Below are 24,377 nucleotides of genomic sequence, written 5' to 3' on the forward strand. Positions count from 1 at the left end.
TTAGTACTGCTGGCCATCATCATTTTCCAGGACCCTACGTTCTTAAGCCTGTTGAACCTGAGTAACATCCTGACCCAATCCTCCGTGCGTATTATCATTGCGCTGGGCGTAGCGGGCCTGATCGTCACCCAGGGGACAGACCTTTCTGCCGGTCGCCAGGTCGGCCTGGCGGCGGTTATCGCGGCAACCCTGCTGCAGTCGATGGAAAACGCCAACAAGGTCTTCCCGGAAATGGCCACCATGCCCATTTTCGTGGTGATCCTGATTGTCTGCGCCATCGGTGCGGTGATTGGTCTGATCAACGGTATTATCATCGCCTACCTGAACGTGACGCCATTTATCACCACGCTGGGTACGATGATCATCGTTTACGGTATCAACTCCCTGTACTACGACTTTGTCGGTGCGTCTCCTATTTCGGGCTTTGACAGCGGCTTCTCAAGCTTTACGCAAGGGTTTATCGCGCTGGGCAGCTTCCGCCTGTCGTATATCACCTTCTATGCCCTGATTGCGGTGGCCTTCGTCTGGATCCTGTGGAACAAAACGCGCTTTGGTAAAAACATCTTCGCTATCGGGGGTAACCCGGAAGCGGCGAAAGTCTCCGGCGTCAACGTTGCCCTGAACCTGCTCATCATCTATGCCCTGTCCGGGGTGTTCTACGCCTTCGGCGGGATGCTGGAAGCGGGCCGTATCGGCTCTGCCACCAACAACCTTGGCTTTATGTACGAGCTGGATGCGATCGCAGCCTGCGTGGTGGGCGGCGTCTCCTTCAGCGGTGGTGTGGGTACCGTACTCGGCGTGGTGACCGGTGTGATCATCTTCACCGTCATCAACTACGGGCTGACCTATATCGGCGTAAACCCGTACTGGCAGTACATCATCAAGGGCGCCATCATCATCTTCGCGGTCGCGCTGGATTCACTGAAATACGCGCGTAAGAAGTAAGCCTCACTCGTCTCCTCTGGCCCGCTCAACGAGCGGGCTTTTTTATGCCCTACGCCAGATTTGACTCCTCCCGGGTCACAATGCGCTCAAACCAGTCGAGTTCTGAGAGCTTGCAGGCAACCCACTGTTCAGAAAAGGCCTCACCCAGGCTGTCGGTGAGATACTGACAGCGGGCGAAGGTCTCAATCGCTTCCTGCTGAAACAGCGGCAGGTCGGGTTGGTCCTGCTGCGGTTCAGCCAACGCCTCCTCGTCGATATTTTCCAGCCCGTACAGCATGCCGGTCAGGAGGGTTGCAACCACCAGATAGGGATTAGCATCAGCTCCGGCCAGACGGTACTCAATGCGACGGTTGCTGTCATCCGAGCAGGGGATCCGCAGGGCGGCGGTACGGGTGTTATAACCCCAGGAGTGAAAGAGGGGCTCCGTCAGGTTTTTACGCAAACGACGAAACGCGTTGACGCCCGGCGCAAGAATGGCGACGGAGGCGGGCATCAGCGCCAGCTGGCCCGCGATACATAAACGCATCATGCTGTTAAGCGCATTCACCGGTGAGGCAAAGAGGTTGTTGCCGCGGCTGTCATTGAGGCTGAAGTGGACGTGAAAACCGCTGCCCGAGAGCTGGCTGAAAGGCTTGGCCATAAAGTTGGCCTGCAGGCCGTGTTTTTCCGCCGCGTATCGGGCCAGGCGGCGCAGCGCCAGCACGTTATCACAGACCTCAACAACGTGATGGCTATGCTTCAGGTTTAATTCGTACTGACCGGGCTCGGCTTCCGCCACGATCCCGGTGAGCGGAATGCGCTGAAGGTGTGCCAGCTGTTCCAGTTCGTCAAACAGCGCCGCGTGCGCGCTCGGGGTATCCATATGAAAGCAGCCCGGATTTTGCGAATCCTGTCGCCCCTGTTCCGTCAGGTAGAACTCGATTTCCGGGGCAATAACCGGGAAGAGCCCGTGCTGGTGGAAGCGGGAAAGTATAGTCTGCAGGATCACACGCGGCTCAAGCGGGCAGGGTTTCTCGTCGCTGTCTTTCATCGTCAGCAGGATCTGCGCGTTGTGCTGTGGATCGTGTGGACAGGGACGCAGGGAGCCGGCGACGGGGACGCAAAGGCGGTCGGGTTCATCAGGCAGCGAAGCGGCGATTTGTCCTTTCTGGTCCATCGAATAGACGGAGAGCGGAAAATAACAGCCGTTTTCCAGCGTCAGCATGCTCTCTACCGAGAGGCGTTTGCCGCGCATCGTGCCGTTGATATCATTCAGATAAACGTCAACGTGCTTCGTCTGCGGGTAGCGTTCCAGGTAATCGGCCACTTCCACGGCAATGTTGTGCTGCAGGGCATCAATTTTTTCATCAAGCCAGAGACCGGAATTCAGCGCGCCGGGGAGTGATAAACCGGGAAAGTTAAAATACGGGCGGAGACTTTTCAGGAAAAACGCATTCATTATCGAGTTCATAGTCATTCTTCAATGAAGCCGTAGCGGCAGTGAACTCAGCGTAAAAGAGCCGGCGTAAAGGCGGGATAAAAAGCGTCACGCCCGGCGTAAAGAAAGTATAAAGGCGGGCTATTTTTTCTCTTTTTTCTGCATATCAAGCAGTTGCTCTGGCGTCACCGCCGGGTAACCCTGAGCGTCTTCAGGCACTTCATGCATCGCCGGAATCGGCACCAGCGGGCCTAAGAAGCGCGGTTCGCGTTTGAAAATATAGAGGTCTGCCAGGGCGCCAAAGCGGGCACCAAATTCGCGAACGCGCACGCTGAGCATATCTTTTGGCGATGGCACCGCGTAGCACTGCGCCTGAATACCCATATGCAGGGCGATAAACAGCGCGCGCTCGCAGTGGAAGCGCTGGGTGATGATGATGAAGTCGTTGGTGTCGAAGACTTTGCGCGTGCGCACGATGGAGTCGAGGGTGCGGAACCCGGCGTAGTCGAGGACGATATCAGCAGGGTCCACCCCCGCGGCAATCAAATCCTTACGCATCGTCACCGGTTCGTTATAGCTTTGCAGGGCGTTATCCCCGCTTAACAGCAGGTAGTTCACTTTGCCGCTGTTGTAGGCGTTCAGCGCGCCCTGAATGCGGTAACGGTAATACTGGTTGATGACGCCGGTGCGGTAATACTTGGCGGTGCCGAGCACCACGCCCACCTGACGGTAAGGCAGGTCCTGCAGGTCATCAAAGATGTAAGGGGCGGTTTTCCAGCTCATCCAGCGGTCGAGACCAAGCACGATCAACAGCAGTATGCCGACCAGGACAGACAGGCTGTAAAACACGCGCTTTAACATGCAGATGGCTCGTACCGAAGATGAAATTTAACTCAGGCTACTTTACCCGCCTGGTTAGCGCAAGAAACAGCGACTCAACTGAGGGGTTTTTCAGCAAACTGGCGGGCATTTCTGCCCGCCGGAAGGAATCAGGCAAGCAGTACGCGGTCAATCGTCGTACAGCCCAGCGCCTTGAGCGTCGCGGCGGTGGCATCCCACTGAATCAGCGGCGCATCGGCTCTCTCTGCCAGAATGGCGCGCTGAATGTCAGGATAGTCATAGCCGTTCAGGCTCAGCAGGTTGAGGGCACCCTGCAGTGGCGGCAGCGTTGGGTTAAACGCCGCGTTCTCCGCATAGCTGCCGCTAAAGATGCGCCCATCGCGGCACTGTAGCGCCACCCCGCTCGGGGACTTGCTGTACGGGGTATGGCTCTTGTTGGCAGCGCGAATGGCCGCCTGGGACAGGTCATCGCCAGACAGGGCGAAACCGTGGTCCTGCTCGTCCATCAATAGCGTTTTGATCTCCAGATCTTTCGGGCCAAACGCGTCTGGCAGGTAATCCGCCAGCGTGTGTGGCGCGCGGCCCGGCAGGTTGATGCGCAGCTGCAGACCGCTGTTCAGCTCGTTCATGAACTGACGGCAGTGACCGCAAGGGGTGTAGTTCACGGTAATGGCGCTCAGCGCTTTTTCACCGCGCAGCCAGGCGTGGCTGATGGCGCTCTGCTCGGCGTGAACGGTTTGCTGCATGGTTGCGCCCAGAAATTCCATATTGCCACCGAAGTACCAGGTACCACTGACCCCACGTGCAATGGCGCCGACGTTGAAGTGGGAAAGATCGGCCCGCGCGCAGGCGGCGGCCAGGGGCAGCAGTGCGAAAGCCAGCGCGTCTTCGTCCAGTCCCGTTGCCTGTTTCAGCATCGTGACCTGCTCCGCCGTCAACAGGGCGGGGAAGTGTGCATCTGCCAGAACGGGAGCCAGGGCTGACTGCAAATTCTCTGCAAGCTGGGCGAAAGCAGCTTGAAAACGTGGGTGCATGGCGTTTGCCTCATAAAGGTTAATGGATCGGTAGTTTACGGAGCCGTTAGGGCTTTATATGTGATCCACTTCTCATTATGTATGCAACTTATGAAATCAAAATGAAATTTGCGCGACGCATCGCAAATTTTAGCCCATCACCGCCAGAATCAGCGGGAAAATGAACGGGGCCAGCAGGGAGGTGATAATCCCGCAGATCACCAGCGCCAGGGAGCTAAACGCCCCTTCCTGATAATCCAGCTCCGCGCAGCGGGCGGTGCCCAGCGCATGCGAGGCGGTACCCATCGACAATCCCCGGGCAGCCTTCGTATGGATACGCATGGCGTTCAGCAGGGTATGACCAAATACCGCGCCAAGAATGCCAACGAAAATCACGCACATTGCGCTGATGGCCGGAATACCGCCGAGGCTGCCGCCAACCGCCATCGCGATAGGCGTGGTCACCGATTTCGGCAGGATAGACGCCGCAATCTGCGGGGAAGCGCCCATCAACAGCGCCACCGATGTCCCTGTAATCATTGCCACCAGGCTGCCGACAAAACAGATGGTGATGATGGATTTCCAGCGAGCGCGGATCTGGTGCAGCTGTTCATATAAAGGAAACGCCAGCGCGACAACGGCGGGCTGCAGCAGGTCGTTGAGGATTTTGCTGCCAGCAAAGTAGCGTTCGTAAGGTATGCCGGTGAGCAGCAGGAACGGGATAATCACCACCATCGCCACCAGCAGCGGGTTCAGCAAGGGCATTTTGAAACGTGCGGCAAGTTTGCGAGCGGCGAAGAACACCACCAGGGTTAACGGCAGCGACCACCAGATATTGGCTATCATTTTTTTGTTTTCTCCCCGATCACGTTGCGTTCACCATGCACCAGATGCGAACTCCAGCTCACCACCAGGAAAACCACCACCGTACTGACCGCGCAGGAGACCACAATCGGGCCGAACTGGGCTTTGAGCAAATCAAAATACTGCATGACCCCGACGCCGATAGGTACGAAAAGCAGCGCCATATAGCGAATAAGGACAAAGCAGCCGGGGTTGACCCACTTTGCGGGCAAAATTTGCAACGCCAGCAAAACAAAGAGGATCAGCATACCGATAATGCTGCCGGGAATAGTGATGGGCAGCAGCGACGCGATGAAAATCCCGGCATACAGGCAGGCGTAAATCAGGACGAATGCGCGCAGATATTGCCAGATAATGTTCAATGATTTACTCATGGTGAAAGTCCTTGCTGAAACGGATTCATCATACAATTAAACCTGAAAATGTGCCACGGATCACATCATGAAATTTGAGCATACCAGACATTCCGGAATGGAACGTCGTGCTTTCCACATACCCGGAGAGCAGATACTATAGCGCGTCTTTTTTTACAGGTACTGCTATGCGTGTCTTACTGGCCCCAATGGAAGGCGTGCTCGACTCCCTCGTGCGCGAGCTTCTGACCGAGGTGAACGATTACGATCTCTGCGTGACGGAGTTTCTGCGCGTGGTCGATATGTTGTTGCCGGTAAAATCCTTCTTCCGCCTGTGCCCCGAGCTGCACAACAACAGCCGGACCTCTTCCGGCACGCTGGTGCGTATTCAACTGCTCGGCCAGTATCCGGAATGGCTGGCGGAAAACGCCGCCCGTGCGGTTGAACTGGGCTCTTACGGCGTGGATCTCAACTGCGGCTGCCCGTCGAAGCTGGTGAACGGCAGCGGCGGCGGAGCGACGTTGCTGAAAGATCCGGAACTGATTTATCGCGGCGCGAAAGCAATGCGTGAGGCCGTGCCTTCGCATTTGCCGGTGACGGTTAAGGTGCGCCTGGGGTGGGACAGCGATGCCCGGCAATTTGAAATCGCCGATGCGGTGCAGCAGGCCGGGGCTACCGAGCTGGTGGTGCATGGCCGCACCAAAGAGGATGGCTATAAAGCCGAGCGCATTAACTGGCAGGCGATTGGTGAGATCCGCAAACGTCTCTCCATTCCGGTGATCGCCAACGGCGAAATCTGGGACTACGAGAGCGCGCAGGCCTGTCTGAACGCCACCGGCTGCGATGCGGTGATGATCGGCCGCGGGGCGCTGAATGTGCCCAACCTCAGCCGGGTGGTAAAATATAACGAGCCGCGTATGCCGTGGGCAGATGTCGTCACGCTGCTGCAAAAATATAGCCGTCTGGAAAAGCAGGGCGACACCGGTTTGTATCACGTGGCGCGAATTAAACAGTGGCTGAGTTATTTACGCAAAGAATATGATGAAGCGCTGGGGTTATTTCAGGAGATCCGGACATTACAAACCTCCGCTGATATTGCCCGGGTTATTCAGTCGAAGTAATTAATTCATTTGATGAATAATTTTCTGTTTATGTAAATGTATAACATTTTACGGATTGCCACGCATTACTAAAAAAACAAATAACATCAAGCGTAATTTGCGCCTTTCTTTTTTGAGTCTATGGCGTAATGAAACGTTCTTTTATTTTATCTCTGAGTGCTCCTCTCGCGTTTGTACTGGTTGCCTGTGCGCCGGAACATGCCACGGTTTCCCCTCTCCAGGCCCGGACGGTAACGGCGTCGGTTAATACGGTTTTGCATCATCAGGACTGGCCGAAAAATGAGTGGTGGAAGGCGTATAACGATCCCCAGCTTAACCGTCTTATTGCAAAAGCATTGAACGATGCGCCGGATATGCAGATTGCCCGCCAGCGTATTACGCTTGCCGAAGCCCAGGCAAAAGCCACGCTGGCTGCCGACGGTCCGCAGATGGATTTTTCAGCGGATGCCGAACGTCAGAAAATGTCCGCCGAAGGGCTGATGGGGCCCTTCGCTATTACTGACCCGGCGGCAGGTACCACCGGGCCGTGGTACACCAATGGCACCTTTGGCCTGACCGCCGGCTGGGATCTCGACCTGTGGGGAAAAAATCGCGCGCAGGTGGAGGCCCGAATAGGCAAAGTCAATGCGCAAAAAGCGGAGCTTGAACAAACCCGTCAGCTGCTGGCCAGCAGCGTGGCGCGGCTCTACTGGGAGTGGCAAACCCAGGCCGCCGCGGAGGATGTACTCGGGCAGATTAAACGCGAACAGGACAATATCATCGGGGCCGACCGCGAGCTGTATCTGCATGGGATTACCTCCTCCGTAGAGGGCGTCGAAACGGATATCAACGCCAGCAAAACCGAAGAGCAGATGGCTGAGGTGAGCGGCAAGATGAAAGCCATAGAGGCGCGTCTGGTCGCGCTGACCAATTCATCCACTTTAACACTTACCCGGCACGCCTTGCCGACGGTGGAGGCCTCGTTACCCTCGACGCTGGGATACGAACTGCTGGCACGCCGTCCGGATCTGCAGGAGGCGCACTGGTACATCGAAGCCTCCATGAGTGAGGTGGAAGCCGCCAGAGCGGCATTTTATCCTGACGTGAACCTGATGGCCTTCTTACAGCAGGATGCCCTCCACCTCAGCGATCTGTTCCGTGCTTCCGCGCAGCAGATGGGCGTGACCGCCGGGCTGACGCTGCCCATTTTCGACAGCGGCAGGCTGAACGCCAGCCTGGATATCGCGCAGGCGCAGAACAATCTCTCGGTGGCGAACTACAACAAAGCGGTGGTGGAGGCGGTTAATCAGGTGGCGCGCACGGCCAGTGACGTCGAAACGCTGACCGCGAAAAACCGTCATCAGCAGCAGGTGGAAAAAGATGCAGCACGGGTGGTGGCGCTGGCGCAGGCGCGTTTTAGCGCGGGAATGATTGCCGGCTCCCGGGTCAGTGAAGCCAGAATCCCGGCGCTTAAAGAGCATCTCGCCGGATTAATGCTGAAAGGTCAGTATGTTGACGCCACGCTGCAGCTGACCTCGGCCCTGGGCGGTGGCTATCATCATGGCTAAAAAAGGCCATTATCTATACTTACCTCTTTGCTGTTTTTCAGGAGGTGAGTATGACCAGAGTAGCGATTGTTACCGCATCGGATTCCGGGATTGGTAAAACCACGGCGCTGATGCTGGCTGAGCGCGGGTTTGATATTGGCGTCACCTGGCACTCAGATGAAAATGGGGCGCTGACCACCTGCCGTGAAATCGAAGCGCAGGGCCAGCGTGCAGAGGCTATCCATCTTGATTTAAGTACTCTGCCGGAAGGCGCTGAGGCGATAGAAACGCTGATTGCGCGTTTTGGTCGACTGGACGTGCTGGTCAATAATGCCGGGGCGATGGCCAAAGCGCCGTTTCTGGATATGCCGTTTGACGACTGGCGGAAAATTTTCACCGTCGACGTTGACGGCGCGTTTCTCTGCTCGCAGATAGCGGCACGTCAGATGGTGAAGCAGAGGGAAGGGGGGCGGATTGTGAATATCACCTCGGTCCATGAGCACACGCCGCTGCCAGAGGCCAGCGCCTATACCGCAGCAAAACATGCGCTGGGAGGGTTAACGAAGTCCATGGCGCTGGAGCTGGTTAAGCACAACATTCTGGTGAATGCCGTCGCGCCGGGGGCGATTGCCACACCCATGAACGACATGGATGACAGCGCGGTGAAAGAAGGTTCATTGCCGGAAATCCCGCTGGCAAGACCGGGGTATACCAAAGAGATCGCAAGCCTCGTGGCGTGGCTGTGCGATGGCGACGCCAGCTATACCACCGGACAATCGTTTATTGTCGACGGGGGTTTTATGCTGGCGAATCCGCAGTTTAAGCCGGAGGGGTAGGTTTCCCCTCACCCTAACCCTCTCCCAAAGGGAGAGGGAACTAAAAACGCCCTCACTCCTCCTCCAGCCTCTTTTCCCGATGCTTCAGCCACAACCTGACCCCAATCACCGCCCCGACCACCAGAATCAACCACGCCCAGTGTTTCAGGTGCTGGTCGAGATTATGCAGCCACGGGCCAATCACTTCGCCCCCCACGTAACCGAGCGTGGTAAAAATCAGCGCCCAGGCAACAGCGCCAACAATATTGAGCGGCAGGAAAATTTTAGGCGGCAGGCGGCTCGCCCCAATCAATATCGGCCCTATGATTCGAAAGCCGTACATAAAGCGGGTGCCAATCACAAACAGGTAAGGGTGGCGCTGGATCAGCCGTTGCGCTCTGCGGATCTTCTTTTGATGCTTAGCAAAACGTTGCAGCAACGCAGGCCCGAAACGCAGCCCCAGAAAATAGAGCAGCTGATCGCCAATCATGCCGCCCAGCGCGACGGCGGCGGCGACCAGCGGGAATTTCAGCAACCCCTGATGTGCGGCGACGCCGCCTAACAGCGTGATGGTTTCACCTTCTGCCACGCTCCCGACCACCAGCGCAGCGTATCCGTATTGTTCAATAAATCCGTTGATATCCATTACGTCAATATCATCTCCCTTAGCATGTCTCGCTTAATCATATACCCCATGAATCAACAGCGGGGAAATCAACGGAAATTTCCCACTGTACATAAAATAATCTAAAGCCTGCATTATACTTAAGGTATCGATGACGGGCCGACAACAAGGGGGCGCTATGAACCATGTCTGGGGACTTTTCTCCCATCCCGATCGTGAAATGCATGTCATTAAAAGTGAGAACGAAACGGTCTCGCATCATTACACGCACCATGTGCTGCTGATGGCTGCGGTGCCGGTAATATGCGCTTTTATTGGAACAACACAAATCGGCTGGAACTTCGGGGACGGCACCGTGGTTCAGCTCTCCTGGTTTACCGGGCTTTATCTGGCCATTCTCTTCTATGGCCTGATGCTGGCGGGTGTGGCGGTGATGGGGCGCGTTATACACTGGATGGCGCGTAACTACCCGCAACGTCCATCGCTGGCCCACTGTATGGTCTTCGCCGGATATGTCGCGACCCCGCTGTTCTTAAGCGGTATTGTTGCGCTCTATCCACTGGTCTGGTTGTGCGCGCTGATCGGTACCATTGCCCTCTTTTACACTGGTTATCTGCTGTATCTGGGGGTCCCAACCTTCCTCAATATCAATAAAGAAGAGGGCCTGAGCTTCTCCAGTTCGACGCTCGCCATCGGCGTGCTGGTCCTGGAGGCGCTACTGGCGCTGACGGTTATTCTTTGGGGTTATGGATACCGTCTCTTCTGAGTTCACTGCATTGCTGGCGTAAATGCCAGCAATGCAGCATCTGTTCACGATTATCCGCTGGCGACAACGCCCGGTGACCGCTATGATGCCGAAGCCAGCCTGTGTTTCTCCGTTGACACAGGCGGTGTACGTCATTACGTGCGTGAATAATTATCAGAAGTCTCACCATGCTGAAATTCCGAGTCTCTTTACTTAGCCTGGCGCTGTTGCTGGGCGCGTCCGCTGCCGTGCCAGCCGTCGCCAAAACGCCCGCGGTGACCACCGCTGCTGCCCAGCCGCAAATTGCCTCCGGCAGCGCGATGATTGTTGATCTCAACACCAATAAGGTGATTTACGCCAGCCATCCGGACCTGGTACGCCCGATCGCCTCGATTACCAAATTAATGACCGCGATGGTGGTGCTTGATGCCCATCTGCCGCTGGACGAAAAGCTGAAAGTGGATATCAGCCACACACCGGAAATGAAAGGGATCTACTCTCGCGTGCGTCTGAACAGTGAAATCAGCCGGAAAAATATGCTGCTGCTGGCGCTGATGTCGTCTGAAAACCGTGCGGCGGCGAGCCTTGCGCATCACTATCCTGGCGGCTATGACGCGTTTATCCGCGCGATGAACGCCAAGGCCAAAGCACTGGGAATGAACAATACGCATTATGTTGAACCGACGGGTCTGTCGATCAACAACGTCTCCACGGCGCGCGATCTGACGAAACTGCTGATTGCCAGCAAACAGTACCCGCTGATTGGACAGCTCAGTACCACCCGTGAAGAGATGGCGACCTTTACAAACCCGGCCTATACGCTGCCGTTCCGCAACACTAACCATCTGGTTTATCGGGATAACTGGAATATTCAGTTAACGAAAACCGGTTTTACCAACGCGGCAGGGCACTGCCTGGTGATGCGCACGGTGTTTAACGGTAAGCCTGTGGCGCTGGTGGTGATGGATGCCTTCGGCAAATATACCCACTTCGCCGACGCGAGCCGTCTGCGCACCTGGATTGAAACGGGAAAAGTTCAGCCTGTGCCGGCTGCGGCATTGACGTATAAAAAGCAGAAAGCGGAACAGATGGCGACGGCGCAGAACGACTGAGCCTCCTGTCAGCGCCGGGTGGCGGCTACGCCTTACCCGGCCTACAAAGGCCTCGACATGTAGGCCCGGTAAGCGAAGCGCCACCGGGCGAAAGCGCCTACTCTGGCAGCGTCCAGTCCCCGTCGTTGAGCGGGCGCTGCATAATCACCGTATCCCGCCAGTCGCCTTTCTTATATCCCACGCTGCGCAGCTGTCCGACAATCTCGAAGCCATGCTTTTTATGCAGGCGCAGTGAGCCGGCATTATTATTGCCGTCTCCCACCACGGCAATCATCTGCCGCCACGGGCCTTGCTCACAGCGTGCAATCAACGCAGACATTAATGCCGAGCCAAAACCGCGCCCGGTGATGCTGGCGTCCACATAAATCGACTCTTCCAGGGTATAGCGGTAAGCGTGTCGCGTCCGGTAAGGGGTGGCGTAGCAATAGCCGACCACAATGCCGCGATACAGCGCGATTAACCACGGTAACCCGTTCTCAGCCACGCTTTTCATGCGATGACGCATTTCATCGATGGTGGGGGGAACTTCTTCAAAGGATGCGCGCCCGTGAAGCACATGCCAGGCATAGATGGCGGCGATGGCATGCACATCATCGGGAAGGGCGTCGCGCACTTCCAGTTCGGTCTCGGATAAAACATCAACAGCCGACATGATGTGCCTGCTCCTCGTGATAGATAGCCGGAGAAACGTTTCTCCGGCGACAGACAGTTACTCTATTACGATTAAGTAGCGCTTAACAATCTCTCAAATTTGGCTGTATGAATTCATCAGACGCTTGCGTTATGCGCTGCTCCGCGTCTGCGCTCTCTTGCCAGTATTTCTTCCGCGTTGTTTTACCGATGCCGGGATTCATGCTGTTTGTAGGGTCATTCTCGCGATAAAACTGCTTAAGTGCGTCCGGAGCTTTATAAAGATGCCCGACGTTGTGTTCCGCAGGATATTGTGCGCCGCGTTCACGCAACAGGGCGAGCATCTGCTCCTTCAGCGCGTGCGCGTCGACCCCTTTTTTGACAATGTAGTCCTGATGGAAGACATAACACATAAAGTGGCCGTAATAGAGTTTGTGCACCAGCTTGCTGTCAATTTCCGGCGGCAGGTGTTCAAACCACTCGGTGTCATTACGGCGCAGAGCGATATCCAGCGCCAGAATATCTTCCACCTCTTCGGAATGTACCGCCTGATAACGGATGGCGGCGCCTGCGGCGGCAAAACGGTGCAGGAACGCTTTGCTGCCCTCTTCAGGCGTACAGGCAAAGAAATCCCCCTCGGCGGTTTTAAAGAATTCGCTCAGCCAGGACTGCGCTTCGGCAATCCCGTCCCCGGCCATTTTTAACAGCAGATGATGCTCGTACTTGTCGCGCCAGGTTTTCATCCGCTCCGGTAAATGTGCCGGGAAAACGTTGCCCAGTTTCTGCATAAAGCGGTCGGTGAAGTGCGGTTTAAACAGGGGCACTTTCTCCAGCATCGCGTCGGTGCGGCCCTTCATGGTGAAGAAGAACGGCATTTTGTCGGTGCCGAGCTTGTCAATCATCAGGAACGTATCTTTGCCGTAACGCTCGGCGATGTCGTAAATGTCCCGGTGCATATACTCGCCCGCCACCGGCAGGTGCGTGAATTCGCCCAGAATGTGGCGGCGGATCGCCGTCAGAACGTCCGGCTGATTAGTCCCGATGTAAAACACCTGCTGCTTTTTCTCGGCCGGGAAGGTGTCGAGACGCACCGCGAACACCGCCAGCTTGCCCGCGCAGCCGGAGGATTCAAACAGGCGATCCGGGTCGGCGTTGTAGCGCGCCGGCGTATCGGCATTGATATCCCGCACGCGGGTCACGTAGTCGTGATCGTGTGCATGACGGCCGTCGTGCTGAACGTCTTCATCCTTCACGCGATCGTCGTCGAGCTTGCTGAGGATCTGCTCCGGCGTGACGCCAAGATCGATACCCAGATGGTTAACCAGCGTCAGCTTGCCGTTTTCATCGATACGGGCAAACAGGGACATCTCGGTATAGGCGGGGCCGCGCTGAACCAGCGAGCCGCCGGAGTTATTGCAGATCCCACCGACCACCGAAGCGCCAATACAGGAGGAGCCGATCACCGAATGTGGTTCGCGGCCCAGCGGCTTAAGCGCTTTTTCGAGGGAGTAGAGCGTCGTGCCGGGGAAGGCGAGCACCTGCTCGCCTTTATCCAGCAGGTGCAGTTTGTCGAGGCGCAGAGTGCTGATGATCACGATGTCACGGTCGTAATCGTTGCCGTTCGGCGTTGAACCTTCAGTCAGGCCGGTGTTCGCCGCCTGCATTAAAATAATCTTGTCGGCAGCGACGCAGGCGCTCAGCACGCGCCACAGCTCCAGCAGCGTGCCGGGGAAAACCACCGCCAGCGCCTCGCCCTGGCCGGAGCGGAAACCCTTACGGTAGCGGGCGGTTTTCGCCGGGTCGGTAAGCAGGTGAGAGGAGCCAACCAGGCGCGACAGTTCGTTAATAAAAGCCGTGTTATCGTTTGTTCGAACAGAAGACATCTTCCACTCCTTGTGGTGGGGCAAATTTCTCGCTGTAAAGCATAGCGCGATTAACTGTTAAGCGGTCGAGTATTCACGAGAAAAATCAGAGAATAACCCTGCAACGTTCAGAGGGTTTGTGGCACACTGCGCTTTTCGCACGGTATGGCCGAGATCGTCCGGCGGTTATTGATGAGAGAGTAAAACGACATGAAATGGCTATGTTCTGTAGGTGTCGCCGTCAGCCTGGCGCTGCAACCTGCGCTGGCAGAGGATTTGTTTGGTAACCATCCGCTCACGCCTGAAGCCCGGGATGCGTTTGTCACGGAATTGCTCAAGAAAATGACGGTCGATGAAAAGATCGGCCAGCTGCGTCTGATCAGCGTCGGTCCGGATAACCCAAAAGAGGCGATCCGCGAAATGATCAAAGACGGGCAGGTTGGCGCCATCTTTAATACCGTTACCCGTCAGGATATCCGCAAGATGCAGGATCAGGTGATGGATCTCAGCCGCCTGAAAATTCCACTGTTCTTCGCCTATGACGTGGTACACGGCCAGCGTACCGTCTTTCCCATCAGCCTTGGCTTAGCCTCCTCGTTTAACCTCGACGCGGTGAAAACCGTGGGGCGCGTATCGGCTTATGAAGCCGCGGACGACGGCCTGAACATGACCTGGGCACCGATGGTGGATGTCTCGCGCGATCCGCGCTGGGGTCGCGGCTCGGAAGGCTTCGGTGAAGATACGTATTTAACTGCCACAATGGGCAAAACCATGGTGGAAGCGATGCAGGGCAAGAGCCCGGCGGATCGCTATTCGGTGATGACCAGCGTCAAGCACTTCGCGGCCTATGGCGCAGTGGAAGGCGGTAAAGAGTACAACACCGTCGACATGAGCCCGCAGCGCCTGTTTAACGACTACATGCCGCCGTACAAGGCAGGGCTCGATGCGGGCAGCGGCGCGGTGATGGTGGCGCTGAACTCACTCAACGGCACGCCAGCGACGTCTGATTCCTGGCTACTGAAAGACGTGCTGCGCGACCAGTGGGGCTTTAAGGGCATCACGGTGTCTGACCACGGCGCGATTAAAGAGCTTATCAAACACGGCACCGCCTCTGACCCGGAAGATGCGGTGCGCGTGGCGCTCAAGTCCGGCATTAACATGAGCATGAGCGACGAGTACTACAGCAAATACCTGCCGGGTCTGGTGAAGAGCGGCAAGGTCACGATGGCGGAGCTGGACGATGCCACGCGTCACGTGCTGAATGTGAAATACGATATGGGGCTGTTTAACGATCCTTACAGTCACCTGGGTCCGAAAGGGTCTGACCCGGCAGATACCAACGCCGAAAGCCGTCTGCACCGCAAAGAAGCGCGTGACGTGGCGCGCGAAAGCCTGGTGCTGCTGAAAAACCGCCTTGAGACGCTGCCGCTGAAAAAATCCGGCACCATTGCCGTGGTAGGCCCGCTGGCCGACAGCAAGCGCGACGTCATGGGCAGCTGGTCTGCCGCGGGCGTGGCTGACCAGTCCGTGACCGTGCTGACCGGGATTAAAAGCGCCGTGGGTGATAACGCGAAAGTGCTGTATGCCAAAGGCGCCAACGTCACCAACGATAAAGACATCGTGACCTTCCTCAACCAGTATGAGGAAGCGGTGAAGGTCGATCCGCGCACGCCGAAGGAGATGATTGACGAGGCGGTGAATACCGCGAAGCAGTCTGACGTTGTTGTTGCGGTCGTGGGCGAAGCGCAGGGGATGGCGCATGAAGCCTCCAGCCGAACGGACATCACCATCCCGCAGAGCCAGCGCGATCTGATCGCTGCCCTGAAAGCCACCGGCAAGCCGCTGGTGCTGGTGCTGATGAACGGTCGTCCGCTGGCGCTGGTGAAAGAGGACCAGCAGGCTGACGCCATTCTGGAAACCTGGTTCGCCGGTACCGAAGGCGGTAATGCCATCGCCGACGTGCTGTTTGGCGATTACAACCCGTCGGGCAAGCTGCCGATGTCCTTCCCGCGCTCTGTCGGGCAGATCCCGGTTTACTACAGCCACCTGAACACCGGTCGTCCTTACAATGCTGACAAACCGAACAAGTACACCTCCCGTTACTTCGACGAAGCTAACGGCCCGCTGTATCCGTTTGGTTACGGTCTGAGCTACACCACCTTCAAGGTCTCTGACGTGAAAATGTCGGCGCCAACCCTGAAGCGTGACGGCAAGGTCACCGCCAGCGTTGACGTGACCAACACCGGCAAGCGCGAAGGGGCGACGGTGATCCAGATGTACGTTCAGGATGTCACGGCCTCCATGAGCCGTCCGGTGAAACAGCTGCGCGGCTTCGAGAAGGTCACTCTGAAACCTGGCGAAACCAAAACCATCAGCTTCCCGATTGACGTGGACGCGCTGAAGTTCTGGAACCAGCAGATGAAATACGATGCGGAACCGGGCAAGTTTAATGTCTTTATCGGCGTGGATTCCGCCCGCGTAAACCAGGGCGAATTCGAGCTGCTGTAACCTTTCCTGCCTTTGCATCCCCCGACTTCCGGGGGATGCGTCTTACCTTATGCTAAAAAGGCATTTTGCCGGGTAAATCCGCCGTTTTAAGCTACGCTTTTCTCTCAAGCCTCTGAAAAAGGCGATAAAAAAATGAGGACAGCGGAATGACGATTAAAACGGGGATGGTAGCTTCTGTGGCGCTACTCGCAGCGCTAAGCCTGCCGCTACAGGCGGCGGAGCCGGTAAAAGTGGGCTCAAAGATCGATACCGAAGGCGCGCTGCTTGGCAATATTATTCTGCAGGTGCTGGAAAGCCACGGCGTGAAAACTGTCAATAAAGTCCAGCTCGGCACCACGCCCGTCGTACGCGGCGCGATTACCTCCGGCGAACTGGATATCTACCCGGAATACACCGGCAACGGGGCATTCTTCTTCAAAGATGAAAACGATCCGGCATGGAAAAACGCCAGCGCCGGGTATGAAAAAGTCAAAAAACTCGACGCGGAACAGAACAAACTGGTCTGGCTGACGCCGGCCCCGGCTAACAATACCTGGACTATCGCCGTGCGTAAGGACGTGGCGGAGAAAGGTAAACTGACCACGCTTGCGGATCTCAGCCGCTACCTGAAAGAGAAGGGCGACTTTAAGCTGGCGGCGTCCGCGGAGTTTATCGAGCGGCCTGACGCGCTGCCGGCGTTTGAAAAAGCCTATAACTTCAAGCTTGACCAGGCGCAGCTGCTCTCGCTGGCGGGCGGCGATACCGCGGTGACCATCAAAGCTGCGGCGCAGCAAACCTCAGGCGTTAACGCCGCAATGGCTTACGGCACCGACGGCCCGGTCGCGGCGCTCGGCCTGCAAACCCTGACCGATCCAAAAGGCGTTCAGCCGATTTACGCCCCAACTCCGGTGGTGCGCGAGGCGGTGCTGAAAGCGTACCCGGACATTGCAGAATGGCTCAAACCGGTCTTCGAAAAGCTGGATGAAAAAACGCTGCAGCAGCTGAATGCCAGCATTGCCGTCGAGGGGCTGGATGCCAAAAAAGTGGCCGCCGACTTCCTGAAACAACAAGGGCTTGTGAAGTAACGGGAAAGGGCTGTGCCGATAAAATGTCATAACCGCGTACTGCTGCTGTTGGCCTGCGTGGCCATCGCGGCAGTCGCGCTACCGTTTGTGAATGTTGCCCCTAACCGCCTGATGTCGGGGGAAGGAAAAGCGCTCTGGCAAATCTGGTCGTTCACGCCGTGGTGTCTGGCGTCGGCGCTCGGCGCGTGGGTGATCCTTTCTCTCTGGCAGGGGCGCACGGCGCAGTGGCTGACGCTGCTCCTCGCTGAAGGGCTGTTTATCATCCTGTTCTGGGGAGCCGGGCTGGCGGCAACGCATATGACGTCGGCGGAAAGTCCGCTGGCGAGAACCACGGTGGGCAGCGGCCTCTGGCTCTGGCTGGCGCTGTGTCTGCTGGCCTGCAGCGACGCCATTCGTCGACTCATCGCAAGTAGCGTCTGGCGCTGGGTACTTAATGCGCAGATATGGTGTATTCCCTTATTTCTGCTTTTCAGCGGTGAGCTGAACAACCTTTCGCTGTTAAAAGAGTACGCTAACCGACAGGAGGTGTTTGATGATGCCCTGGCACAACATCTGACCCTTCTTTTCGGCACGCTCTTTCCGGCGCTCCTGCTCGGGATACCCCTGGGCATGTGGTGCTATCGCCATCCTTCACGTCAGGGCGGTATTTTTGCCGTGCTTAACGTTATCCAGACCATCCCTTCCGTCGCGCTGTTTGGTCTGCTGATTGCCCCGCTGGCCGGGCTGGTGAAGTCGTTTCCCGCGCTGGGAACGCTGGGCATCGCCGGAACGGGGTTAACGCCTGCCCTGATTGCGCTGGTGCTGTATGCGCTGTTGCCACTGGTGCGCGGTGTGGTCGCGGGCTTAAGCCAGGTCGCCCCGGATGTGCTGGAAAGCGCCCATGCGATGGGGATGAGCGCGCGGCAGTGTTTCTGGAAGATCCAGCTGCCGCTGGCGCTGCCCCTGCTGCTGCGCAGTCTGCGGGTGGTGGCGGTACAAACCGTTGGTATGGCGGTCATCGCGGCGCTGATTGGCGCGGGGGGATTTGGTGCGCTGGTCTTCCAGGGGCTGCTGAGCAGTGCTCTGGATCTGGTGCTGTTGGGTGTGGTACCCACGATTGCGCTGGCGGTTGTTGTCGACGCCCTGTTTGCCTTATGGCTCGCGCTGCTCGGGAGAAGAGCCAATGATTGAATTTCTTGATGTCAGTAAAACCTTTGCCGGCCGCCCGGCCGCGAGCCATCTGAACCTGAATTTTGCCGAGGGGGCGTTTTCGGTGCTGATTGGCACCTCCGGGTCGGGAAAATCCACCACGCTGAAGATGATCAACCGGCTGGTTGAGCATGACAGCGGGATGATCCGCTTTGCCGGGGAAGAGATCCGCAGCCTGCCGGTGCTGGAGCTGCGTCGCCGGATGGGCTACGCCATTCAGTCTATCGGCCTGTTTCCGCACTGGACGGTGGCGCAGAACATTGCCACCGTGCTACAGCTGGAGAAATGGTCGCGGGCTAACATCGCCGACCGGGTTGATGAACTGATGGCGCTGCTGGGGCTGGAGCCCGCGCTGCGTGACCGCTATCCGCATCAGCTATCCGGGGGGCAGCAGCAGCGCGTGGGTGTGGCGCGCGCGCTGGCGGCCAATCCGCAGGTACTGCTGATGGATGAACCCTTTGGCGCGCTGGATCCGGTGACGCGCGGGGCGCTGCAGGCAGAGATGACCCGCATTCACCGCATTCTCGGACGCACGATCGTGCTCGTGACGCACGACATTGATGAAGCCCTGCGCCTGGCTGACCATCTGGTGCTGATGGATCATGGCGAGGTGGTGCAGCAGGGCTCGCCGCTTGAGCTATTAACATGGCCGAAGAACGATTTTGTGCGCGAATTTTTTGGCCGCAGCGAGTTGGGTGTCAGGCTGCTCTCCCTGCGGACGGTCAGTGACTATATGCGTCGGGAAGAGATGCCGGTGAGCGGCGAGCCATTACAGGAGCAGATGAGCCTGCGGGATGCCCTCTCCGCGTTTGTCGCGCGCCAGTGCGAGGTATTACCCGTTTCGGATGCACGGGGGGCGCCATGCGGTACCTTACATTTTCGCGATCTGCTGGCAGGGGAGGTGGCGCGTGAAGGCTCTGCGTGATCCGCTCCTCTGGCTGGTAGCGCTTTTTGTCGCCTTACTGTTTCTGATGCCCCACAGCGCGGCGCTGTTTAGTACGCTGTTCCCCGGGCTGCCGCGGCCGGTGTATCAGCAGGAGAGCTTTGTTAATCTCGCCCTGGCGCATCTCTGGCTGGTGGCGCTTTCAAGCGCCATTGCGGTGGTGCTGGGCACCGGGGCCGGTATCGCGGTGACACGGCCTGCGGGGCGGGAGTTTCGTCCGCTGGTGGAGACCATTGCGGCCATAGGACAGACGTTTCCCCCGGTGGCGGTGCTGGCGATAGCGGTCCCGGTGATGGGCTTTGGGCAGCAGCCTGCCATCATTGCGCTGATTCTGTATGGCGTATTGCCGGTGCTGCAGGGCACGCTGGCGGGCCTCGCGGCAGTACCTGCGTCCGTACTGAGCGTGGCGGAAGGAATGGGGATGAGTCGCGGCCAGCGGCTGCGCAAGGTTGAGCTGCCGCTTGCGGCACCGGTTATCATTGCCGGGATCCGCACGTCGGTGATCGTTAACATCGGGACGGCGACCATCGCGTCTACGGTCGGTGCCAGTACGTTGGGAACGCCGATTATTATCGGCTTAAGCGGGTTTAATACGGCCTATATTGTGCAGGGGGCGGTGCTGGTCGCGCTGGCGGCAATCGTCGTCGATCGCGTTTTTGAGCGACTGGCGCAGTACCTCAGCCGACACCGCCACGAACGATAAACGAGTACCCTGCCAGCATCACGCCGCCGATGCCGCTTACGGCCATCAGGACAAAAAGGGTAATAACGGCCAGTTTGGTTGCCTTCATCATCTGCTCCTGTTGTTAACGGAACAATTATACGGTGAAGCGCAGCTGTTAATGAACCATTAAATGCCGTTATGGCTCATCCGGGCCAAGGGAATAAACCGGGTAACCACTCTCACGCCATTGCGCCAGCAGCTGTTGCTGGGTGGCGGACGGCACTTCGCCACACCAGACCAGCAGGGTCTGACCGTCGAAAAACTCAGGTCTGAGCTGTGCCAGGGAGTGCGCCAGGACATCCACGCGCCAGCCTTTCTGGGTGGCAATCCATGCTTCCAGCCACAGGCGGGTGGTGTCGTGTACGTTCCAGCCGACCACCAGCGCATCTTTTCCGGCTTTGTTCTTCGCCGAGGCAAGGCAGACGGCAATGTAGTTGATCAGCACGCCGTCAAGCATACTGAGCAGTGCCTGCAAAGTAGACTGCTGGCACTGCAGGCGTCGACGCAGGGGAATAAACAGATGGGTGATCAGCGTCTGCGCCGGATAATCGCGACCCTGCTCTTTTATCCATCCGCGCAGGCGCTGCAGGTTGCCTGCCTGCAGGAGCCGCAGCAGGGTTTCCTGTTGTTCGCGCCAGCGGTGTTGCGTGTCAGGGTCGTCGTGGCTGAGGAGGGACTTCACTTTCCCGACCTGCACCCCGTTGTCGATCCAGCTTTTGATCTCACGGATCCGATCGATATCGGCGTCATTGAAAAGGCGGTGCCCACCGTCCGTTCTCTGCGGTTTGAGTAATCCATACCGTCGCTGCCACGCCCGTAGGGTAACGGGATTGATATCACAAAGGAGTGCCACTTCACCTATCGTGTAAAGCGCCATATTCGCCCCCTGGCTTACGCGTCCCCAGCTTAACTGTAGACCCAGTTTGCCGAACCAGGAAGAGTTGATTGATTTTTGAACAAACAATGCGAAGCATGCGCGATATTCAGAAAAAGGTGTGATAACGGACACGATTTTGCGCTTTTTTGGGATGCTTCAAAGAAAGTTGAGCCGTACCCGTGTATGTTACGCGTTTTTAGCGTGTGCGGTTTTGAGTATGTACGAGTTTAATCTGGTGCTGCTGTTGCTTCAGCAGATGTGCGTGTTTCTTGTCATTGCGTGGCTGATGAGTAAAACGCGCCTGTTTATCCCGCTGATGCAAGTCACTGTACGCCTGCCGCACAAATTCCTCTGCTATGTCGTATTTTCCATATTCTGCATTATGGGGACCTGGTTTGGCCTCCATATCGAAGACTCTATTGCCAATACGCGCGCTATCGGCGCGGTGATGGGCGGGCTGCTGGGCGGTCCGGTCGTCGGGGGGCTCGTCGGTTTAACCGGCGGGCTGCATCGTTATTCCATGGGCGGGATGACGGCCCTGAGCTGTATGATCTCGACGATCGTGGAAGGGCTGCTCGGCGGCCTGGTCCACAGCTACATGATTAAACGTGGCCGGCCGGATAAAGTCTTTAGCCCCCTGACCGCCGGGGCGATCACCTTTGTGGCTGAAATGGCGCAGATGGCGATCATTCTGCTGATTGCCCGTCCCTTCGACGATGCGCTGCACCTGGTCGGCAGTATTGCCGCCCCGATGATGGTCACCAACACCGTGGGCGCGGCGCTGTTTATGCGTATTCTCCTCGACAAGCGCGCCATGTTTGAGAAGTACACCTCAGCCTTTTCCGCCACGGCGCTGAAGGTTGCCGCCTCGACAGAAGGGATCCTGCGCCAGGGATTTAACGAAGAGAACAGCATGAAGGTGGCGCAGGTGCTCTACAAGGAGCTGGACATCGGCGCGGTGGCCATAACCGACCGTGAGCGGCTGCTGGCCTTTACCGGCACCGGGGACGATCACCATCTGCCGGGTAAACCCATCTCCTCAGCCTATACTCTGCGCGCCATTGAGACCGGCGAGGTGGTGTATGCCGACGGTAACGAGGTGCCGTACCGCTGTTCGCTGCATCCGCAGTGCAAGCTGGGTTCCACCCTGGTCATTCCGCTGCGCGGCGAAAATCAGCGGGTGATGGGCACCATCAAGCTGTATGAGGCGAAAAACCGTCTGTTCAGCTCGATCAACCGCACGCTGGGAGAGGGGATCGCCCAGCTGCTGTCAGCGCAAATCCTCGCCGGGCAATATGAACGGCAGAAGGCCCTGTTAACCCAGTCAGAAATTAAACTGCTGCATGCCCAGGTCAACCCGCATTTCCTGTTTAATGCGCTCAACACGCTCAAAGCGGTGATCCGCCGCGACAGCGATCAGGCCGCGCAGCTGGTACAGTTTCTGTCGACCTTCTTCCGCAAAAACCTGAAACGGCCGTCGGAGATCGTCACCCTCGCCGATGAGATTGAGCACGTTAATGCCTATCTGCAGATCGAGCAGGCGCGTTTCCAGTCGCGCCTGCAGGTGTCGCTCTCCGTTCCGGACGAGCTGGCGTACCAGCATCTCCCGGCGTTTACCCTGCAGCCTATCGTGGAAAACGCCATTAAACACGGTACGTCTCAGCTTTTGGGAACAGGGCAGATAACCATTGCCGCCAGCCGGTTCAATCACCATCTGGTGCTGGACATTGAAGATAATGCCGGGCTTTATCAGCCTTCCGCCTCCGGCGGTTTAGGGATGAGCCTGGTGGATAAACGCCTGCGCGCCCATTTTGGCGATGACTGCGGCATTACCGTCGCCTGCGAGCCTGACCGATTTACCCGTATTACCGTACGACTGCCGCTGGAGGAAAGCGCATGTTAAGAGTGCTGATTGTGGATGACGAGCCGCTGGCACGGGAAAACCTGCGCGTTCTGCTGCAGGAGCAGCCGGATATAGAGATTGTGGGAGAGTGTGCCAACGCCATTGAGGCCATTGGCGCGGTGCACAAGCTGCGCCCGGACGTGCTGTTCCTCGATATTCAGATGCCCCGCATCAGCGGGCTGGAGATGGTCGGCATGCTTGACCCGGAGCATCGTCCCTACATCGTGTTTCTGACGGCGTTCGATGAATATGCCGTCAAAGCCTTTGAGGAGCACGCGTTTGATTATCTGCTCAAGCCGATTGAAGAGAAGCGTCTGGAAAAAACGCTCACGCGTTTACGCCAGGAGCGCACCGCGCAGGATGTCACCGTGCTGCCGGAAAACCAGCAGCCGCTGAAGTTTATCCCCTGCACCGGACACAGCCGGATTTATCTTTTGCAGATGGATGATGTGGCGTTTGTCAGCAGCCGCCTGAGCGGCGTATTTGTCACCAGCGCAGAAGGGAACGAAGGGTTCACCGAACTGACGCTGCGCACGCTGGAGAGCCGCACGCCGCTGATACGCTGCCATCGTCAGTATCTGGTCAATATGGCGCACCTGAAAGAGATCCGGCTGGAAGATAACGGCCAGGCCGAGTTGGTCCTGCGCGCCGGGCAAACCGTTCCGGTCAGCCGCCGCTACCTGAAGAGTTTGAAAGAGGCGATTGGGCTATAAAACTGCTACACTGCGCGCCATTGCATCATCGACATTCGAAGGCTCTATGCTAAGTAACGATATTCTTCGTAGCCTGCGCTACACCCTGAAAGCGAACAATAACGACATGGTGCGCATTCTTGCGCTGTCGGACATGGAATCCACCTCTGCCGGTTTCGACACCTGGATGACCAAAGAAGACGAAGAGGGGTTTGTGCGCTGCCCTGACATTATTCTGTCGGGTTTCCTGAATGGTCTAATCTACGATAAGCGTGGCAAAGATGACTCTGCGCCAGAGCTGGCGCTGGAGCGTCGGGTAAATAACAATACGGTGCTCAAAAAACTGCGCATCGCATTCTCGCTAAAAACGGATGATATTGTGGCGATCATGACGGAGCAAAAATTCCGCGTCTCCGTGCCGGAAGTGACCGCCATGATGCGCGCCCCGGACCACAAAAATTACCGCGAGTGCGGCGACCAGTTTCTGCGTAATTTCCTGCGCGGGCTGACTCAGAGGGTGCATAACCCGAAGGCGTGATTGCGCAATGGGTGCGGCCTGATGCCCTCACCCCGGCCCTCTCCCACAGGGAGAGGGAGAACAAAAAAGCCG

At 57.3% G+C, this 24,377-nt stretch carries 24 protein-coding genes; 14 read left to right on the forward strand and 10 right to left on the reverse strand.

Annotated features, from left to right (window positions below; genetic code table 11):
- Positions 1-945: galactose/methyl galactoside ABC transporter permease MglC (mglC, locus tag C5687_RS17625; RefSeq protein WP_202911300.1), on the forward strand; the 945-nt coding region annotated here is incomplete at its 5' end.
- Positions 946-994: 49 nt separating this feature from the next.
- On the opposite strand, the gene C5687_RS17630 is transcribed toward mglC, so the two are convergent.
- The 5 genes from C5687_RS17630 to C5687_RS17650 all read right to left on the reverse strand — a co-directional run bounded on the left by C5687_RS17630 (position 995) and on the right by C5687_RS17650 (position 5,453).
- Complete coding sequence (locus tag C5687_RS17630; protein WP_104557469.1) at positions 995-2,383, reverse strand: glutamine synthetase family protein; 1,389 nt, start codon at positions 2,381-2,383, stop codon at positions 995-997.
- Between the two features lie 120 nt (positions 2,384-2,503).
- Positions 2,504-3,223 carry an outer membrane permeability protein SanA gene (sanA, locus tag C5687_RS17635; protein ID WP_014884561.1) on the reverse strand — a complete coding sequence of 240 codons (720 nt, stop codon included), beginning with the start codon at positions 3,221-3,223 and terminating at the stop codon, positions 2,504-2,506.
- 128 nt (positions 3,224-3,351) lie between these two features.
- Positions 3,352-4,236 carry a cytidine deaminase gene (gene cdd / locus C5687_RS17640; protein WP_025756258.1) on the reverse strand — a complete coding sequence of 295 codons (885 nt, stop codon included), beginning with the start codon at positions 4,234-4,236 and terminating at the stop codon, positions 3,352-3,354.
- A gap of 129 nt (positions 4,237-4,365) precedes the next feature.
- Positions 4,366-5,061, reverse strand: a complete 696-nt coding sequence (locus tag C5687_RS17645) for a CidB/LrgB family autolysis modulator (protein ID WP_025756257.1) — start codon at positions 5,059-5,061, stop codon at positions 4,366-4,368.
- On the reverse strand, positions 5,058-5,453 hold the full coding sequence (locus tag C5687_RS17650) for a CidA/LrgA family protein (RefSeq protein WP_095441370.1): 396 nt from the start codon (positions 5,451-5,453) through the stop codon (positions 5,058-5,060). The genes C5687_RS17645 and C5687_RS17650 overlap by 4 nt, the downstream gene beginning before the upstream one ends.
- A gap of 167 nt (positions 5,454-5,620) precedes the next feature.
- On the opposite strand from C5687_RS17650, the gene dusC reads away from it, so the two are divergent.
- From dusC to C5687_RS17665, 3 genes are all read left to right on the forward strand, one after another.
- Positions 5,621-6,553, forward strand: coding sequence for a tRNA dihydrouridine(16) synthase DusC (gene dusC, locus C5687_RS17655; RefSeq protein WP_025756256.1), 933 nt, complete (start codon positions 5,621-5,623; stop codon positions 6,551-6,553).
- Between the two features lie 128 nt (positions 6,554-6,681).
- Positions 6,682-8,100: a multidrug resistance outer membrane protein MdtQ gene (gene mdtQ / locus C5687_RS17660; RefSeq protein WP_104557454.1), complete on the forward strand. Its 1,419-nt coding sequence runs from the start codon at positions 6,682-6,684 to the stop codon at positions 8,098-8,100.
- Between the two features lie 50 nt (positions 8,101-8,150).
- Positions 8,151-8,915 (forward strand): SDR family oxidoreductase, encoded by a 765-nt coding sequence (locus C5687_RS17665; protein WP_104557455.1) that lies wholly within the window; start codon positions 8,151-8,153, stop codon positions 8,913-8,915.
- Between the two features lie 52 nt (positions 8,916-8,967).
- On the opposite strand, the gene C5687_RS17670 is transcribed toward C5687_RS17665, so the two are convergent.
- Positions 8,968-9,540 carry a DedA family protein gene (locus C5687_RS17670; protein ID WP_104557456.1) on the reverse strand — a complete coding sequence of 191 codons (573 nt, stop codon included), beginning with the start codon at positions 9,538-9,540 and terminating at the stop codon, positions 8,968-8,970.
- 157 nt (positions 9,541-9,697) lie between these two features.
- Here C5687_RS17670 and C5687_RS17675 point away from each other — a divergent pair, with 157 nt between their 5' ends.
- Together C5687_RS17675 and pbpG are read left to right on the forward strand one after the other, a co-directional pair.
- Complete coding sequence (locus C5687_RS17675; protein WP_013097942.1) at positions 9,698-10,285, forward strand: Yip1 family protein; 588 nt, start codon at positions 9,698-9,700, stop codon at positions 10,283-10,285.
- 167 nt (positions 10,286-10,452) lie between these two features.
- Entirely contained in the window at positions 10,453-11,376 is a 924-nt protein-coding gene (gene pbpG / locus C5687_RS17680) for a D-alanyl-D-alanine endopeptidase (RefSeq protein WP_104557457.1), read from the forward strand.
- A gap of 97 nt (positions 11,377-11,473) precedes the next feature.
- Here pbpG and C5687_RS17685 read toward each other — a convergent pair whose 3' ends face one another.
- Positions 11,474-12,028, reverse strand: coding sequence for a GNAT family N-acetyltransferase (locus tag C5687_RS17685; protein WP_104557458.1), 555 nt, complete (start codon positions 12,026-12,028; stop codon positions 11,474-11,476).
- 82 nt (positions 12,029-12,110) lie between these two features.
- Positions 12,111-13,889 carry a D-lactate dehydrogenase gene (gene dld / locus C5687_RS17690; RefSeq protein ID WP_104557459.1) on the reverse strand — a complete coding sequence of 593 codons (1,779 nt, stop codon included), beginning with the start codon at positions 13,887-13,889 and terminating at the stop codon, positions 12,111-12,113.
- Positions 13,890-14,078: 189 nt separating this feature from the next.
- Between dld and bglX the strand changes: the two genes are divergently transcribed.
- From bglX to C5687_RS17715, 5 genes are all read left to right on the forward strand, one after another.
- A complete protein-coding gene (gene bglX, locus C5687_RS17695) occupies positions 14,079-16,376 on the forward strand; it encodes a beta-glucosidase BglX (RefSeq protein ID WP_095450963.1) in 2,298 nt (765 codons plus the stop codon).
- Between the two features lie 146 nt (positions 16,377-16,522).
- On the forward strand, positions 16,523-17,440 hold the full coding sequence (gene osmF, locus C5687_RS17700; RefSeq protein ID WP_025760006.1) for a glycine betaine ABC transporter substrate-binding protein OsmF: 918 nt from the start codon (positions 16,523-16,525) through the stop codon (positions 17,438-17,440).
- 12 nt (positions 17,441-17,452) lie between these two features.
- Positions 17,453-18,610 carry an ABC transporter permease gene (locus tag C5687_RS17705; protein ID WP_045285174.1) on the forward strand — a complete coding sequence of 386 codons (1,158 nt, stop codon included), beginning with the start codon at positions 17,453-17,455 and terminating at the stop codon, positions 18,608-18,610.
- Positions 18,603-19,553 (forward strand): ABC transporter ATP-binding protein, encoded by a 951-nt coding sequence (locus C5687_RS17710; RefSeq protein WP_045285175.1) that lies wholly within the window; start codon positions 18,603-18,605, stop codon positions 19,551-19,553. Before C5687_RS17705 ends, C5687_RS17710 begins: the two co-directional genes overlap by 8 nt.
- Entirely contained in the window at positions 19,537-20,274 is a 738-nt protein-coding gene (locus C5687_RS17715; protein ID WP_059386708.1) for an ABC transporter permease, read from the forward strand. Before C5687_RS17710 ends, C5687_RS17715 begins: the two co-directional genes overlap by 17 nt.
- Here the strand turns inward: C5687_RS17715 and C5687_RS17720 are convergent.
- Positions 20,249-20,362, reverse strand: coding sequence for a protein YohO (locus C5687_RS17720; RefSeq protein ID WP_010433613.1), 114 nt, complete (start codon positions 20,360-20,362; stop codon positions 20,249-20,251). The genes C5687_RS17715 and C5687_RS17720 overlap by 26 nt on opposite strands.
- Positions 20,363-20,431: 69 nt before the next feature.
- Positions 20,432-21,172, reverse strand: coding sequence for an HTH-type transcriptional regulator MlrA (mlrA, locus tag C5687_RS17725; RefSeq protein WP_025760012.1), 741 nt, complete (start codon positions 21,170-21,172; stop codon positions 20,432-20,434).
- 217 nt (positions 21,173-21,389) lie between these two features.
- On the opposite strand from mlrA, the gene C5687_RS17730 reads away from it, so the two are divergent.
- The 3 genes from C5687_RS17730 to C5687_RS17740 are packed head-to-tail and all read left to right on the forward strand — an operon-like array spanning position 21,390 to position 24,305.
- Positions 21,390-23,075, forward strand: a complete 1,686-nt coding sequence (locus tag C5687_RS17730; protein WP_095441376.1) for a sensor histidine kinase — start codon at positions 21,390-21,392, stop codon at positions 23,073-23,075.
- Positions 23,069-23,788: a two-component system response regulator BtsR gene (btsR, locus tag C5687_RS17735; protein WP_025760014.1), complete on the forward strand. Its 720-nt coding sequence runs from the start codon at positions 23,069-23,071 to the stop codon at positions 23,786-23,788. The genes C5687_RS17730 and btsR overlap by 7 nt, the downstream gene beginning before the upstream one ends.
- 46 nt (positions 23,789-23,834) lie before the next feature.
- A complete protein-coding gene (locus C5687_RS17740) occupies positions 23,835-24,305 on the forward strand; it encodes a YehS family protein (protein ID WP_045285177.1) in 471 nt (156 codons plus the stop codon).
- Positions 24,306-24,377: the final 72 nt, after the last annotated feature.

It is taken from the genome of Enterobacter sichuanensis (assembly GCF_002939185.1).
Taxonomy (GTDB): Bacteria; Pseudomonadota; Gammaproteobacteria; order Enterobacterales; family Enterobacteriaceae; genus Enterobacter; species Enterobacter sichuanensis.

Coding starts and splice junctions, on each gene's coding strand:
- C5687_RS17685 (WP_104557458.1), bottom strand. CDS start 12,028: ATGTCGGCTGTTGATGTTTTATCCGAGACCGAACTGGAAGTGCGCGAC.
- C5687_RS17645 (WP_025756257.1), bottom strand. CDS start 5,061: ATGATAGCCAATATCTGGTGGTCGCTGCCGTTAACCCTGGTGGTGTTC.
- mlrA (WP_025760012.1), bottom strand. CDS start 21,172: ATGGCGCTTTACACGATAGGTGAAGTGGCACTCCTTTGTGATATCAAT.
- pbpG (WP_104557457.1), top strand. CDS start 10,453: ATGCTGAAATTCCGAGTCTCTTTACTTAGCCTGGCGCTGTTGCTGGGC.
- C5687_RS17730 (WP_095441376.1), top strand. CDS start 21,390: ATGTACGAGTTTAATCTGGTGCTGCTGTTGCTTCAGCAGATGTGCGTG.
- mdtQ (WP_104557454.1), top strand. CDS start 6,682: ATGAAACGTTCTTTTATTTTATCTCTGAGTGCTCCTCTCGCGTTTGTA.
- sanA (WP_014884561.1), bottom strand. CDS start 3,223: ATGTTAAAGCGCGTGTTTTACAGCCTGTCTGTCCTGGTCGGCATACTG.
- C5687_RS17670 (WP_104557456.1), bottom strand. CDS start 9,540: ATGGATATCAACGGATTTATTGAACAATACGGATACGCTGCGCTGGTG.
- C5687_RS17650 (WP_095441370.1), bottom strand. CDS start 5,453: ATGAGTAAATCATTGAACATTATCTGGCAATATCTGCGCGCATTCGTC.
- osmF (WP_025760006.1), top strand. CDS start 16,523: ATGACGATTAAAACGGGGATGGTAGCTTCTGTGGCGCTACTCGCAGCG.
- cdd (WP_025756258.1), bottom strand. CDS start 4,236: ATGCACCCACGTTTTCAAGCTGCTTTCGCCCAGCTTGCAGAGAATTTG.
- C5687_RS17710 (WP_045285175.1), top strand. CDS start 18,603: ATGATTGAATTTCTTGATGTCAGTAAAACCTTTGCCGGCCGCCCGGCC.
- C5687_RS17720 (WP_010433613.1), bottom strand. CDS start 20,362: ATGAAGGCAACCAAACTGGCCGTTATTACCCTTTTTGTCCTGATGGCC.
- C5687_RS17740 (WP_045285177.1), top strand. CDS start 23,835: ATGCTAAGTAACGATATTCTTCGTAGCCTGCGCTACACCCTGAAAGCG.
- btsR (WP_025760014.1), top strand. CDS start 23,069: ATGTTAAGAGTGCTGATTGTGGATGACGAGCCGCTGGCACGGGAAAAC.
- C5687_RS17630 (WP_104557469.1), bottom strand. CDS start 2,383: ATGAATGCGTTTTTCCTGAAAAGTCTCCGCCCGTATTTTAACTTTCCC.
- dld (WP_104557459.1), bottom strand. CDS start 13,889: ATGTCTTCTGTTCGAACAAACGATAACACGGCTTTTATTAACGAACTG.
- C5687_RS17665 (WP_104557455.1), top strand. CDS start 8,151: ATGACCAGAGTAGCGATTGTTACCGCATCGGATTCCGGGATTGGTAAA.
- C5687_RS17675 (WP_013097942.1), top strand. CDS start 9,698: ATGAACCATGTCTGGGGACTTTTCTCCCATCCCGATCGTGAAATGCAT.
- dusC (WP_025756256.1), top strand. CDS start 5,621: ATGCGTGTCTTACTGGCCCCAATGGAAGGCGTGCTCGACTCCCTCGTG.
- bglX (WP_095450963.1), top strand. CDS start 14,079: ATGAAATGGCTATGTTCTGTAGGTGTCGCCGTCAGCCTGGCGCTGCAA.